The 14,306-nt window shown below is 59.2% G+C and carries 8 protein-coding genes and 1 CRISPR repeat array; of the genes, 3 read left to right on the top strand and 5 right to left on the bottom strand.

Going from position 1 to position 14,306, the window contains the following annotated elements; all coding sequences use genetic code 11:
* Nucleotide 1: 1 nt before the first annotated feature.
* Nucleotides 2-1,849, bottom strand: coding sequence for a peptide ABC transporter substrate-binding protein (locus tag HHJ06_RS09150; RefSeq protein WP_215429032.1), 1,848 nt, complete (start codon nt 1,847-1,849; stop codon nt 2-4).
* 156 nt (nt 1,850-2,005) lie between these two features.
* Here HHJ06_RS09150 and HHJ06_RS09145 point away from each other — a divergent pair, with 156 nt between their 5' ends.
* Nucleotides 2,006-4,144, top strand: coding sequence for an alpha-L-fucosidase (locus HHJ06_RS09145; RefSeq protein ID WP_215429031.1), 2,139 nt, complete (start codon nt 2,006-2,008; stop codon nt 4,142-4,144).
* A 423-nt stretch (nt 4,145-4,567) separates the two neighbouring features.
* On the opposite strand, the gene HHJ06_RS09140 is transcribed toward HHJ06_RS09145, so the two are convergent.
* On the bottom strand, nt 4,568-5,533 hold the full coding sequence (locus HHJ06_RS09140; RefSeq protein WP_215429030.1) for a thioredoxin fold domain-containing protein: 966 nt from the start codon (nt 5,531-5,533) through the stop codon (nt 4,568-4,570).
* 211 nt (nt 5,534-5,744) lie between these two features.
* On the opposite strand from HHJ06_RS09140, the gene HHJ06_RS09135 reads away from it, so the two are divergent.
* On the top strand, nt 5,745-6,968 hold the full coding sequence (locus HHJ06_RS09135) for a saccharopine dehydrogenase family protein (protein WP_215429029.1): 1,224 nt from the start codon (nt 5,745-5,747) through the stop codon (nt 6,966-6,968).
* Nucleotides 6,969-7,330: 362 nt separating this feature from the next.
* A complete protein-coding gene (locus tag HHJ06_RS09130; protein WP_215429028.1) occupies nt 7,331-8,272 on the top strand; it encodes a metallophosphoesterase family protein in 942 nt (313 codons plus the stop codon).
* A 309-nt stretch (nt 8,273-8,581) separates the two neighbouring features.
* Nucleotides 8,582-10,151: a CRISPR direct-repeat array (repeat unit 33 nt; unit sequence GTCGCATCCCACACGGGATGCGTGGATTGAAAC).
* A gap of 16 nt (nt 10,152-10,167) precedes the next feature.
* Here HHJ06_RS09130 and HHJ06_RS09125 read toward each other — a convergent pair.
* From HHJ06_RS09125 to ftsA, 3 genes are read right to left on the bottom strand one after another with little or no spacing between them, the layout of a single operon-like run.
* Nucleotides 10,168-11,583, bottom strand: a complete 1,416-nt coding sequence (locus HHJ06_RS09125) for a DUF6056 family protein (protein ID WP_215429027.1) — start codon at nt 11,581-11,583, stop codon at nt 10,168-10,170.
* Entirely contained in the window at nt 11,583-13,043 is a 1,461-nt protein-coding gene (locus HHJ06_RS09120; protein WP_215429026.1) for a cell division protein FtsZ, read from the bottom strand. The genes HHJ06_RS09125 and HHJ06_RS09120 overlap by 1 nt, the downstream gene beginning before the upstream one ends.
* Before the next feature lie 26 nt (nt 13,044-13,069).
* A complete protein-coding gene (gene ftsA, locus HHJ06_RS09115) occupies nt 13,070-14,281 on the bottom strand; it encodes a cell division protein FtsA (RefSeq protein ID WP_102713795.1) in 1,212 nt (403 codons plus the stop codon).
* Nucleotides 14,282-14,306: the final 25 nt, after the last annotated feature.

Genomic DNA, 14,306 nt, shown 5'->3' with positions numbered 1-14,306 from the left:
GTCACGGCGCGGCCTCCTTCCCATGCGCCGGAGGCGCCCCCAGGCTCATGTCTTCAAACAAATGGTTGTCCAGCAGCAGGGGGTGCCACCCCTGCACCTCCGGCCTCTTCAGGTAGGACCGCCTGGCCCAGTACAGGGGGATTACCGGAGATTCCGCCAGCATCAGCGCTTCCGCGCGGGCCAGCAGGGCCATGCGCTTCCCCTGGTCTCCCGTGGCGCGGCTCTCCGCCAGCAGCCGTTCATACTCCGGATGGGACCAGCCCGTATTATTGTTTCCGGAAGCGGCGCTCCACAAATCCAGAAAACTGGACGGGTCCAGATAATCCCCGGACCAGGAGGAGGAGCTGAAATCATACTGCATGGAGTTCTGCGCGAACTTGTAGGCCGTCCACTCGCAGGAACGGATGTCCACGTGAATGCCCAGATGCCTCTTCCACATGCCCTGGATGGCCTCCGCCATGGTCTTCTGCACCTCGCGGGACGTGGTCATCAGCTCCAGCCGGGGAAACCCCTTGCCGCCGGGAAAGCCGGCCTGGGCCAGCAGGGCGCGCGCCTTCTCCGGATTAAACTCCACCCCGTGCGGCGTCTTGTAGCCCGCGCCGTCCGGCGTAAAGCCGAAGCACGGCTGGCCGCCCCCGCACACCACGTCACGCACCAGGGCCTCCCGGTCCACCGCCAGGGAAAGAGCCTGCCGCACGCGGGCGTCATTCAGCGGCACGCGTCCGGTATTCAGCCGGTAAAAAATAGTCACGTAATAATCATCCTGGCAGAACTGGCCTTTTCCCCGCTCCTGAGCGTACGCCGTCATCTCGGGAGGCACGTTATTGGTCACATGAAGCTTGCCGTTGAAAAACATGCGGGTTTCCGTGAAGCCGTTCACGGTGGGAAGAAAACGCACGCCGTTCAGGCGCACGGCCCCGGCATTCCGGTAGCGGGGATTGCGCCGCACCTCCACATAATCATTGAAACGGTGCTCCGCCATCAGAAAAGGGCCGTTCCCCACCGCGGCGCCGGGCCGCGTCCACGCGCCCGTCCTGTCCATCATCCCGCCGCGGGCTTCCACCGCGTGCCGGGGAACCGGGAACCAGGTGCAGTGAAGCAGCAGCAGGGGAAGCTGGGGCATGGGGGAGCGCATCGTCAGCTCCAGCGTGTGATCATCCGCGGCGCGTACCCCCACCCCCGCGGCATCCCATAAATCCGGGCGACCGGACCGGGCATCCTCCAGCATGAGGGCCGCCATCTTCCGCACGGCCGCTTCCGGCATGCCCTCCGGCCAGTCCATGCGGGACGGGTTGCGCCGTAGCTCTTCCCACTCTGCAGTTCCCAAGGCATCCAGCTTCCGCCAGTCCACCCGGTCCAGCAGAGCGGCATCCAGCCCGTTTTCCGCGGCAAACCGGGAACTTGGACCGCATAAAACCAGGCTGCGGCGGTTCCTGTTATAAGCCTCCGCATTCTTCAGGGGATAAAGCATGTCCGCATACCGTCCGCCAAACTCCGGATGCAGCAGGCGGTGATAGGCATAAACGAAATCATGAGCCGTCAGCGGCGCTCCATCGCTCCACACGGCGTCCTTCCTCAGGAAAAACCGCCACTTGTCCGCTTCCGGATTATGCGTCCAGGACTCCGCTACGGCCGGATGGAACACGGCGTCATCCCGGGAATCCCCCCGCAGCAGCCCTTCCATCACGGAATTGATGATCTTGAAATCGGAAACGGAGGTGGCGATGTGGGGGTCGAAACTCTGGGGCTCCGTATTATTGCCCACGATCAGAACGCCTTCTTCCCGGGCCCGTTCCACGCTGGTACGCGTGTCGCATCCGGCGAGCAGAAGCATCACACAGAACATCATGAACAGGCGCATGGGCGGATTCTGTCAGGTTTCCGTTCTCCGTGCAAGGCTTCACCTTAAAGAAATGGAAGTGCGCAAACGCCGTGCTTCTGGTCTTTTGCCATGCCGCTGAACTTGAAACTGGTTTTCGGGATACAAAAAAATAATATCTCTGCCATGTCTAAATTCAAGCAGCACTTGTTTTGTCTTCTGACGCTGGCGGCAGCCGTCTTTGCAGCGCCATCCCTGGCGGGAAACACGGCGCCTTGGGTCAGAGCGTACATTGAAGGGGAGGAAATCACAGGCTCCACGCTGGAAAGCCGCTACACCGCCCCGGAAGATGAATCCCCGTCCCCCGTCATCCGCTGGGAAAAGAGCGATTCCAGAAACGGGAAACCCGTGCTCGTCCAGCAGGGGGCGGACGCGGAATCCTATACCCTGACGGACAAGGACGCCGGAAAATACTTCCGCATCATTGTGGGAGCGGGAACGAAGGATGCCATTGAAAGCGCCTGGATAGGCCCCGTCATGACGGAAGAACAGGCGGAAGGCATCACCAACCGCTTTGACTCCGGCAAATCCTATCACGAAAACGTGGCGGACCTTCAAAACGAACTGAAGGAAAGGCTCAAGGACTCCGTCTATTTCACCGTGGAAACAGGTCCTCTGCACGCCTCCCCCTACGCCATGGTGCGCAACGAACGGACAGCCATTCCGGAAAACCTGCGCCCGTTCCGTGAAAACGGAAAAATCTACCTGAACCAGCCCTTCATCCAGGCCGTCTTCAAGAAGGAACTGCCGGATGAAATCATGGAGGAAGCCGGAGGCCAGAAAGCCTACGAACTGGGCAACGCAGCCAGGGCGCTCAAGCTCAACCTCTGGCTGGGCGACAAAAACCGCGCCCCGGTGGACAACTTCCGCATGCAGCCCATGGCGGAAGGCCTGGTGATCCTCACGCCGGAAAAAAACGTGTTCTCCCCCGTGAAGGACCGCGACCTGATCAATGAAGCGGTGAACCAGCTCTTTGACTTCAAGGCCGGGGAGGAACAGCTCCAGTGGTTCCGCAACGCCAAATTCGGCATGTTCCTGCACTGGAACCCCTCCTCCCTGCTGGAACGGGAAATAAGCTGGGAACGCAATGCGGTCCGGCCCAGGGACAGCGCCAGCGGGCACAAGAACATCGTGGACTTTGAATATGACTCCGCCTACCGGAACTTCAATCCCAGGCAGTACGATCCCCGCAAGTGGATGTCCATTGCCAAAAAAAGCGGCATGAAATATGCCGTGCTGACCACCAAGCACCACGACGGATTCAGCAACTTCCCGTCCAGCTACGATACCTACACGATTGCCGCTACTCCTTACAAAAAGGACATCGTGGGGCAGTTTGCGGCAGCGGCCCGTGCCGCCGGGCTGAAGGTGGGCTTCTACTATTCCGGGCGCGACTGGTTCAATCCCTATTACCTGACCAACCAGCACTACCGTTATCTGGAATACTACTTCGGCCAGCTCAGCGAACTGCTCACCCGCTACGGCCAGGTGGACGTCATCTGGTTTGACAGCCTGGGCAACAGCTCCCTCAACCAGTGGGACCCGCGCACCATGGTGAGACGCATCAAGCAGTACCAGCCGGACATCCTGATCAACAACCGCATGAACGGAACGCGCGGCGGCGGCAACAAAGGCGACCTGCTGGAGGAACTCAAGGGAGACTTCCTGACGCCCGAATGCAAGCTGGGGCCGTTCAACAGCAAAACCCCGTGGGAAAGCTGCATGACGGTGGCCAATATTCCCGGCACCCACTGGACGGGAAACTGGTCCTATACCTCCAAGGCAAAAACCGTTCCCCTGGAAAAATCCATCAAATTCCTGATCAACAACACGGTCAAGGACGGCAACCTGCTTTACAACATCGGGCCTACGCCGCTGGGCGCCTTTGACCCGGAACAGGCCAACATCTTCCTGTCCATGGGCAAATGGATAGCCCCTTACCGGGAAGCCATCTACAACACCCGCGGCGGCCCCTACATTGAACAGCCCTGGGGCGGAAGCTGCTACAAGACAAGCGCCAATGGGAAAAAGACCGTCTATCTCCACGTCAGCCCGCTGATCGCCCAGAACGGAAAAGCGCTGAAAGGCTCCGAACCGCTGTTCATCAAGGACCTCGGGGAGAAATTCACGAAAGCGACCGTCATCGTGAACGGAAACGGCAACGGGAAAGCCGCCAAGCTGGAAAAGGAAGACGGCCAGTACAAAATCACGCTGCCCGCGGGCGTAACCTGGGACAGCCTGGACACCGTCATCAAACTCCAGTAACCCCCTTTCTCCCGTCTGGAGAGAGCATGCAGAAAGCCGGGTCCGGTATCACGCCGGGCCCGGCTTTTTATTCCGGAAAACAGCACTTCCATCGTAACTCCTGACGGCCGCACTGCCGGAAACCGGGGCATCCGGCCCTTGTAAAAGAATGTCCCCCTCCCGCCCCGGAACAAGTTCAAAGGTGAAGGATACTCCAGGTTAAAGGGTGGGCAAAGCATGAAGGCCGGGAAACCGGACGTGCCCGGTTGGGCGGAATGCGAAGCATGGCCCCTCCTTTCCGTCCAGCCGTAACGCGGTTTCCCGGCTCTTGCAAAACATGCTTCCCTGCAAGCGGAGCCGCAGGCAAATTAAAACCCCGCGGCGGCATGAAACCGCAGCGGGGCCGTTTTCCTTAATCAGGGAATAAGGGAAAGGAAGTAATGATTACTTGCTCTGCGCCTTCTTGGCGGCGTCAATCTGGGCCTTGATCTGATCCTTGTTGGCAAGGATGCCGGCCTTGATGCGGGGAGCCCGCTGTCCGGCTTCCGTACCCGGCTTCAATTCGGCAACCTTGTCCAGAATCAGCACGGCGCCGTCCACGTCACCGGTGGAATTCAGGTAGGTGCCAAACTCCATCATCAGCAAATCCTGCTGGGTTTCCGGAAGAAGCTTGTCGCGGTCCGGGTAGGCCTTCACCACCTGGAGGGCTTCCGCAGGCGTGGTCTTGTCCGTCAGCTTGCCGGCAAGGTAATCCTGCACATCCTTCTGTTCCTTCTTGAGCTGGTCGGCGTGGGCGTCCGCGGCTTTCAGTCCGGACTTGTCATCCTTGTCCAGCTTCTTGATTTCAGCCTTCACATCGCCGTAAAAAGTATCCACATAATCCTGGGGAGCCAGCTTGAGGACTTCCATCAGGGCGGCAACCTTGGCTTCATCCGTGGTGGCCTTGGCAACATTTGCCTCGGCGGCCTGCAGGGCTTCCTTGTTCTTCAAGGCCTCCTGCATGGACTTCATCACGTCTTCCTTGGAACGGCCGCCCACAAACCCGCCGAACGGCTTGCCGGAGGCATCCGCATACACGATCGTCGGGAACCCCTGCACGCCGTACTGCTGGGCCAGCTTGTCATTGGCGGCTTTCATTTCCTTGGACTGTTCCTTGTTACGCGGATAATCCAGTTCCACCAGAACGAAATCCTTGGAAGCTTCCTTCTGGAAATCAGGCTTGCTGAATACATTGGCGCGGAGTTGCATGCAGGGCGGGCACCAGTCCGAACCGGTGAACTCGATCATGAGGTCCTTCTTCTGTTCGGCGGCCTGCTTCTTGGCGGCATCCATATCGGTAACCCAGCCTTCCGCGGCAAAACAGGGAGCAACGCAGGCGGCAACAACTATTGGCAGAATTTGTCTAATCATATCTACTATTTAATATTGAAGAGTCGGACACCCCGCGTCAATCTCCTGTTCAATCATTTTTGGAAAATTTCCAAAAGGACGCGTCTTCACAGGAAAAACGGCGCGCGCCTCCCCAGGAAAAAATCCGCTGCACCTTGGGCGGCCAGTGTCATTACCGTACCAAATCCGTGATTGCCTTTCAGCGTGTTTTCACTTATGTACTGGGCATATCATGAACACGGTTTTAATCATTGGAGCAGGCGGCGTAGGACATGTGGTAGCCAACAAATGCGCCCAGCTGCCGGAAATCTTTCAGAACATTCATCTGGCCTCCCGCACGAAAAGCAAATGTGACGCCATTGCGGACGACGTGCGCGCCAGAACGGGCGTCAGCATCACCACCCACGCCGTGGATGCGGACGACGTTCCCGCCACCGTGGCCCTCATCCGGGAAGTGAAGCCGCAACTACTGATCAACGTGGCCCTTCCCTACCAGGATCTCACCCTGATGGACGCCTGCCTGGAAACCGGCGTCAACTATCTGGACACCGCCAACTATGAACCCCGGGACGTAGCCAAATTCGAATACTCCTGGCAATGGGCGTACCAGGACAAATTCCGCAAGGCGGGGCTCTTCGCCCTGCTGGGCTCCGGCTTTGACCCCGGCGTCACCAACGTCTTCACGGCGTGGGCGCTCAAGCACCACTTTGATGAAATCCATACGCTGGACATCATTGACGTGAACGGCGGCAACCACGGCAAGGCCTTCGCCACCAACTTCAACCCGGAAATCAACATCCGGGAAGTGACGGCCCCCTGCCGCCACTGGGAAAACGGCGCCTTCCGGGAAACCGCCCCCATGAGCATGCACCAGAGCTTCACGTGCCCGCAGGAAGTGGGCACCTATGAAATCTACCGCATGTACCATGAGGAAATGGAAAGCCTGGTCAAGCACATCCCCACCATCCGCAGGGCGCAATTCTGGATGTCCTTCTCCCCGAACTACCTCAAGCATCTGGAAGTGCTCCAGAACGTGGGCATGACCCGCATTGACCCGGTCATGTACAACGGCGTGGAAATCATCCCCCTGCAATTCCTGAAAGCCGTGCTGCCGGACCCCGGGGACCTGGGCAAGACGACGAAGGGGAAAACCTGCATCGGCAACGTCATCACCGGCGTAAAAGACGGCAAATTCAAGGCCGTCTACATCTACAACATCTGCGACCACGAAAAATGCTTTGAAGAAGTAGGCTCCCAGGCCATCTCCTACACCACAGGGGTTCCGGCCATGATTGGCGCGGAAATGATCCTCACGGGCAAATGGTCCGGCGCGGGCGTCTTCAACATGGAGCAGAACGATCCGGACCCCTTCATGGACGAGCTCAACAAGCGCGGCCTCCCCTGGCAGTGCGTGGAGCTTACGGAAGAACAGGCCAAAGCCCTGCAAGTCCACTGATAACGGGCTCCGGCAGGAGCCGCAGACTTCATCAAAAGCCAGGCATTGAACACTCAATGCCTGGCTTTTCCCTTCTTCCCCCGCGCCGCCAAGTTTCTTTTTTTGACGGAAAAGAAACGCAAGCGCGTTTTTACGGGCGGATGGTGTTCCTTCCGGTAAACGGCGGACTTCTCCAATTACTTTAACAAACACGGGCTTCTTCCGGGCCGGGCCGGAACTGCCATCCCCCGGAAAGAAAAAGAGAAGCTCCGCGCAGTGTTTTTACGCCGCAGGCATAATTTGCTGGCAGGAAAAGCAAACGGGCGGTAAAAACGGGGTGCCATGAAATATCTTGCGCTATTTCTTATCTTTCTGTTCAAACGGTGCAGGGGAAGGAACCGGCCCCATGGCGAATCGCCATCATCGGCGACACGCATGACTCCCCCGAGCGCATGGCGGGAAGCGAAGGGGTAGCCGTCAACTTCATCAAAACCCTGTACGGGGAAATCCTGAAACACCAGGTGGACATGGTCATCCAGGTGGGAGACATGGCGGACATTGAAGGAAGCGCCCCCGTCAACGGACTCGCCAAACGCAAGGAACTCAACAAGATGCTGGAGGAAAAAGGCATCCCATTCTATGCCGTGCGGGGCAATCATGAATCCATCCCCCTCCGCGCAAAACAATTCAGGGAACTCTTCCTGCCCACCCGCAAACAGGGAGCCAGGGGGCTGGCCACCAGAAAGCTGAACTACGGCATCCGCCATAAAAACGCCTCCCTGTACTTCATGGATGTTGACCTGACCCCGGACCAGATGGTGGACTTCAGCGCGTGGGTCAAAAAGAACAGGAGCAAGGCCAACACCGTGCCGCGCCATTGCCTGGTCTTCACCCACCGCACCCTGCAAACGCCCATGCAATTCCGGGAATGCCTGTGGGGCCGCTACAATGACAGCGCGGCGGAACACCAGAACGCCTTTTACCGCAACCTGCGGGAAGCGGGCGTCCGCTTCGTCGTCACCGGGCACCTGCACGCGCATGACCTGTACATGATCACATCCCCGGACGGGAAAAACACCCTCACCTCCCTCATCTGCGCGCCTGCGGGCAACAAGGTGCTCCCTGCCCCGTTCCTTCTTCCCGCAAAATCACGGGTAAAAACCCTGCAATACCGCTCCGGCATCACGGCCTACTACATCCTGACCGTCTACCCGGACTCCATGACTCTGGACACCTACGCCGCCCCCAACAACGGCGTTACCGACGAAGGCCCCAAAAGCAGCGAATTCAAAAAACTGCACTCCTACGGGATTCCGATGAATTGAAAACCGGAATCTACGCGGCACCAACTCCAGACGGGAAAGGAAACTGGATTCCTTCAGCCATTCCGGATAAACTTGAACCTGACGCGGCCAGCAGGCAAATGAGGGCGAATGCTGCCTCCTTCCCCCTGCTTGCGCCAACCCCAAGCTCACAGAAAATTCCCGGGAGACCGGCGATCTGCATAAAGCCTTGGTTAACGTACATTGACATCATTGGAATAAAAACTACGGACTTGAAAATAACAGCATGGCAAACAGGTTGGCGGAAAACGGCAACTGCACCTCTAACCATCAACTGTTAACTTCCAAGCCGTCGCATCCCACACGGGATGCGTGGATTGAAACAAATTTTCTACCCTGATTTTGAAATGACCTATCCGTCGCATCCCACACGGGATGCGTGGATTGAAACTCCATGCGAGTCTCTTGCACCAATGTAAGATTGTGTCGCATCCCACACGGGATGCGTGGATTGAAACCCCTGCCACCACTCGGCCGCGTCATCAGGTCCGGTCGCATCCCACACGGGATGCGTGGATTGAAACCGCCACGCCGGGGGCGTCAATCGTGAACGTCTTCGTCGCATCCCACACGGGATGCGTGGATTGAAACATCAAATTCCCTGTGGTTGAGGTCATCCCGGAGGGTCGCATCCCACACGGGATGCGTGGATTGAAACTGTTGTTGTTTGAAAAAAGAGCTTTAGCCGGGGAGTCGCATCCCACACGGGATGCGTGGATTGAAACATATGATCAATACTGATCTTTTTAAGTACGCCTGGTCGCATCCCACACGGGATGCGTGGATTGAAACCACGGTCGTACATTGGCTTTGGATTAGTTTCAAAGTCGCATCCCACACGGGATGCGTGGATTGAAACCAGAGCATGGCCCAACTTTCCACCCCGTTTTGGAGTCGCATCCCACACGGGATGCGTGGATTGAAACGCCGCCAGCTTGGCCAGCGCCAGGCTCGTGAACGGTCGCATCCCACACGGGATGCGTGGATTGAAACTCCACGTCCACCATTACGGCGGTCTACCCCGTCAGTCGCATCCCACACGGGATGCGTGGATTGAAACACTGTAGGGGCAAATGCCTCTACCTTAATGCACGGTCGCATCCCACACGGGATGCGTGGATTGAAACCTTTGTGCTGGCGGATGGCACGATGGCGCTGATGTCGCATCCCACACGGGATGCGTGGATTGAAACTTTCTAATGAGCGCAATTCCTGCACTTGAATAGCGTCGCATCCCACACGGGATGCGTGGATTGAAACCCATCCGCAGGATTTACAGCATCCCCGGCACAGGTCGCATCCCACACGGGATGCGTGGATTGAAACGAGGACCGCTCCCCGCAGGAACGTGGTTATCTCGGTCGCATCCCACACGGGATGCGTGGATTGAAACTATGCGTTTAGGTGCATCACTTTGCATTTTTAACGTCGCATCCCACACGGGATGCGTGGATTGAAACGCAACCCATTCAGACACAAGGTAAAATGCGGCGGTCGCATCCCACACGGGATGCGTGGATTGAAACCCGATTTTTGGCACGCTAGAAGGGGCCTAGAACGGTCGCATCCCACACGGGATGCGTGGATTGAAACGCCTGGGCGCCTGCCGCTTCTCCCGCCGTGGGAGGTCGCATCCCACACGGGATGCGTGGATTGAAACCTTGTAAGCTCCGCAGCCACGGAAAACAACCATGGTCGCATCCCACACGGGATGCGTGGATTGAAACTTACAGATTGAAAATGTGCGGGAATTTTTCCCGGGTCGCATCCCACACGGGATGCGTGGATTGAAACCTGTTCTCCCGGATGAGGATCACCGCGCCCATGCGTCGCATCCCACACGGGATGCACAGATTGGAATGAATCGTCCGTCAATTTTATGGAAGAGATTTCCCGTCACATCCTGCATGAAATGTGCGGATATTCTTAATCCCATAATACATGGCGGCGCCACGGTTGACGTAGTCATCCGGGTTTTGGGACAGGTCCACCCAGAAGATGAAGGAGCACCAGGAGGAGGGGGGCTCCAGGGACGGAACAACGACTTCCAGAACGCCCGCCTTTTTCTGCTCCAGAATCAGGCGGACGCGCTTTTCATGCTGGCGGAACAGGAGCAGATGGTCGTGAAGGGTGGAAAGAACACACAGTCCGGATAGGACGAGAAAAATGGCTGTAAAGATACGGGGCCGCGGCACGGCGCAGGGGATGCCGTACCAGGCGTGAAGGAGAACCAGCACCCCGATGCCGAACAGCAGGGTAGCGGAGAACATGGCATGGTCTGCCGGAACAACGGCAGCGGCAAAAGAGAGAGCCATGGCGTATGCCGTCAAAATGTATGCCGCAGCCGTTCCAACCTGAATTTTCCATGGACGGAGGGAGTTCCGGTCCCTGCGGAAACATTTCCAGAGTACCCAGGCGGCAGCCGCGCCCAGCAGCAGAGGCAGGGCCAGGTATTCATGCATCCGGAGCAGAAGCGCGGGAACGGCTTCCAGCCTGTCCCACACGCCGGAGAGCGGTTCCGCGCAGCCGGGCGTGACGGAGTTCATCCGGGCGGAAACGCCGGGAGCCAGCAGCATGCACAGGGAACCCGCCACCTGCGCCGCCAACCCCGCATAAGACCACAGCGGAAGTTTTCTTTTCCGGACCAGGCGGACGAAGACGAACAAGGCCCCCAGCAGGAGCCAGGTGCCCGGAATGTTGTTTTCATTGGTCATGCCCGCCAGGAAACCCAGCGCCAGCACAGCGGGCCATTTTCCCCAGCCGTTTTTCCCGCGTTCTCCTTTTATTCCGTTTTCCCCTTTTTCCAGCAGGCCGCGGTACAGGCACAGGAAGCCCAGCCAGAGAGCGGCAGCCCAGGAATAGTTGGTGGCCCCGGAGAGCCAGTAAATGGTGACGCCGGGCCGGGCCGTACAGGTGAAGAGCAGGAGCAGAGCCAATCCGAAGAGCCGCACGTCCGGCCAGGAACGGGGGTCCACCCTGCGCCCGGCGGCCAGATAAAACATCATCAGCGCAAGGCCGACCTGCACAAAGGGGTTGAGCAAAAGGAAGAGCCATTTGCCCGCCGTAGCCACGGCAAACGCCAGGTATTCCCCAATTCTGGGGTTCCAGGTCATGTAGGACGCCGCACAGCGTTCCCAGACCAGGCTGAAGGAGAAACGGTGCTCCATGCCCGTCAGGGCATGATGGTACGTGTCAGAAGTAAAGGGACTCCACCAACTGACCAAAGCCACATACAAAAGGGCGGCGGCAACCAGCGCCCAAAACCACACCGTGGACGTACGGGGGGAGGGCATTAGCTCGGCTCCGGTTTCTTTTTCCGCAGCGCCGGAGGCAGGTCCAGGTCTTCCCCGTCCAGAATGAGGGGGCGCACCCGCGCAAACAGTCCGTGTCCCGCGCGTTCTTCCTCTCCTTCGTCCGGAGGAGTGCCTTCTTCCAGCGCCTTGATGTCCGGAACAGGGAGCAGTTCTTCTTCCGGCTCCTCATCCGCTCCGGATGCTTCCGCAACAGGAGCAGATTCCGAAGGCGTTTCCTCCGCGTCCGGCACGGTCGGCACAGGCCGGACGGGCACCAGCTCTTCTTCCAGTTCACGGTCATCCCTCCTGACGACGGGGGAAACGGGAGGTTCCGGCTCCGGACGCCATTCCGGTTCAGGGGCGGCGACAGGAGCAACAGGCTGAATGAGGGTTTTCCCCGCTCCGATAAAAGGTTCTTCTTCCGGTACAAGCACCGCCGGAGCCGCTGGTTCCTGACGGGGAACGGGAGCAGGCGCGGGAGAAGCCGCCGGTTCCTCTGCGGGCACCACGCCCAGCACGGTCAGGGACAGGCGGTCTTCCGGCTGTTCAGCCACGGAGGCGCCGATATGGAGGCGCACTCCATTCCCCAGGATTTCCGCCACTCCGCCCGCCAGGGCTTCCAGGCGATGCAGGGTCAGGGAACTGCCGCCGCGCACCAGCACCAGAACGTCATCCACTTCCCCCAGACGTTTTTCCAGGAAAAGGGGAGAGTGCCGGACCTGGTCCAGCATGTCCGCCGTGGAAGCGTCCGAGGACGCTTCCCCTACGCCGAAGGAGCAAATTCCCTTCCCCGTTCCGGCTACGCGGAGCAGGTCATCCAGGCCCACGCGGAGCAGGCTTCCGGAAGAGTTCAGCAGGGACGGCACGATGAGCACGGCGCGGGCTATGAGGGCATTGACCACGGAAAAGGCTTCCAGCACTCCCTTGTCAGGGTCAATGAGGTTTTCCATGGCGTCATTGTCAAACCGCAGGACCATGTCGGAATACAAGGCCAGCCGGGACAGGGCTTCATCCGCCTGGGCGGCGCGCCTGTCCCCTTCAAACCGGAAGGGGCGGATGACGACGCTGACGACGTAGGAGCCCTGCTCCTTGGCCAGCCGCGCCACTTCCGGCGCCACGCCGGACCCCGTTCCGCCTCCCAGCCCGGCAGCAAGGACGGTCAGCGCGCTGCCTTCCAGCGCGCGGAGGATGGATGATTCACTTTCACAGGCAGCCTGCGCCCCTACGGAGGCATCCCCGCCGGAACCCAGCCCCCGGGTCAGTCTGGCCCCCAGATGGACCTTGCACGGAACGGCGGAGGCGTTCAGCAGGCGGGCGTCCAGGTTCATGGCGCACACGGAAGCCTCCTGCGGAGCCAGCAGCAATGCTTCCTCCATCACCTTGGTTCCTGCGGAGCCGATGCCGCACAGGCAGATTTTTCCGGATAGTCCGGACGGGGCCTGGGGAGAAAAGTCCAGCATGGTTTTTTGATTGGGGTGGAGATTGATCAGGAGTTCTTCCTGCCGAAGAGGCCCAGCACGCGCCCCAGCCAGCTCCGCTGCTGCGGCAGTTCGGCATCCAGAATCTGGGCATACCGTATCAGGCCTATGGCCGTGCAGTAACGCGGGTCATCCAGGTAGGAAGGAGCGCCGTTTTTGACCAGTGTGGGGCGGCTGATCGCCACGCCAAACACGTGGGAGGCCAGTTCCCCCACGCCGCGCATCAGGCTGGCGCCCCCGCACAGGTAAACGCCGTGACAGCGGTTTCCCTTGAAGGTGTCCTTGGGCAGGGAGGATTTGACCAGGTTAAAGATTTCCAGCAGGCGGGAGCGGATGATTTCATTCAGCACGTTGCGCTCAATGGCGGCGTCCTTCATGTTCCCTTCCCCGCGCACGCGCACCATTTCATTGGTCTTTCCGGAAAAGCTGTTGGCGTCCCCCTCCGTCTTTTTGAGCAGTTCCGCCTGCGCCAGCGGTATGCCGGTCATCAGCGTGATGTCATTGGAAATATGGTCGCCGCCCAGGGGCACGCAGCCGGAGGCCACCAGCTGGCCGTCCAGGTAAAGGACGTAGTCCGTGGTGCCCGCCCCCATGTCAATGAGGAGGGCGCCCGCCTGCTTGACCTGCCTGTTGAGCACGAACTGGGCCGTGGCGATGGGGGCGAAGACCACATCCGCAATGTCCAGGGGCACTTCCCGCACGCAGCGGAAGGAGTTGGTGATGCGGGATTTGATGCCGTGGATGATGTGGCAGTCTATGTCCAGCGTCCTGCCGGTCAGCCCGGCGGGGTTGGTCAGGTTTTCCTGCCCGTCCACGGAGAAGAGGCCCGGCACGCGGTGCAGGACGAATTGTTCCGGCCCCAGGGCGATGTCACGGGCGATTTCCGTCACCTCATCCATGTGCTCCTGGGAGATGATGCTTTCATCCGGAGGCAGGCGGAAGGTGCCGCGGTTGTTCTGCCCCACAATGTGGGCCCCGGTCACGGACAGGTAGACGGTCATGATGTCCACGTCCGCATGGTCCTGGGCCATGTTCCAGGCATCATAAATGCACTGGATGACCTTGGAGGTGTCTTCAATCTCGCCGCGGACCACTCCCTCGCTAGGAACTTCACCCACGCCGATGATCGTCACGGTCGCATCAGGCTTTACTTCGCCCACGACCATGCAAGTCTTGCTTGTTCCTATCTCAAGCCCTACGTGAATTTTTGTCTTAGCCATGAAAGTCAAGGAACTATCAACGTCC

Origin of the sequence: Akkermansia muciniphila, assembly GCF_018709685.1 — a bacterium.
In the GTDB taxonomy this organism is placed as follows: domain Bacteria; phylum Verrucomicrobiota; class Verrucomicrobiia; order Verrucomicrobiales; family Akkermansiaceae; genus Akkermansia; species Akkermansia muciniphila_E.
This window is presented reverse-complemented; position numbering and strand designations above follow the sequence as displayed.

What these genes read in the sequence shown, in the direction of transcription:
- HHJ06_RS09150 (WP_215429032.1), bottom strand. Translation starts at nt 1,849, where the DNA reads ATGATGTTCTGTGTGATGCTTCTGCTCGCCGGATGCGACACGCGTACC.
- HHJ06_RS09145 (WP_215429031.1), top strand. Translation starts at nt 2,006, where the DNA reads ATGTCTAAATTCAAGCAGCACTTGTTTTGTCTTCTGACGCTGGCGGCA.
- HHJ06_RS09140 (WP_215429030.1), bottom strand. Translation starts at nt 5,533, where the DNA reads ATGATTAGACAAATTCTGCCAATAGTTGTTGCCGCCTGCGTTGCTCCC.
- HHJ06_RS09135 (WP_215429029.1), top strand. Translation starts at nt 5,745, where the DNA reads ATGAACACGGTTTTAATCATTGGAGCAGGCGGCGTAGGACATGTGGTA.
- HHJ06_RS09125 (WP_215429027.1), bottom strand. Translation starts at nt 11,583, where the DNA reads ATGCCCTCCCCCCGTACGTCCACGGTGTGGTTTTGGGCGCTGGTTGCC.
- HHJ06_RS09120 (WP_215429026.1), bottom strand. Translation starts at nt 13,043, where the DNA reads ATGCTGGACTTTTCTCCCCAGGCCCCGTCCGGACTATCCGGAAAAATC.
- ftsA (WP_102713795.1), bottom strand. Translation starts at nt 14,281, where the DNA reads ATGGCTAAGACAAAAATTCACGTAGGGCTTGAGATAGGAACAAGCAAG.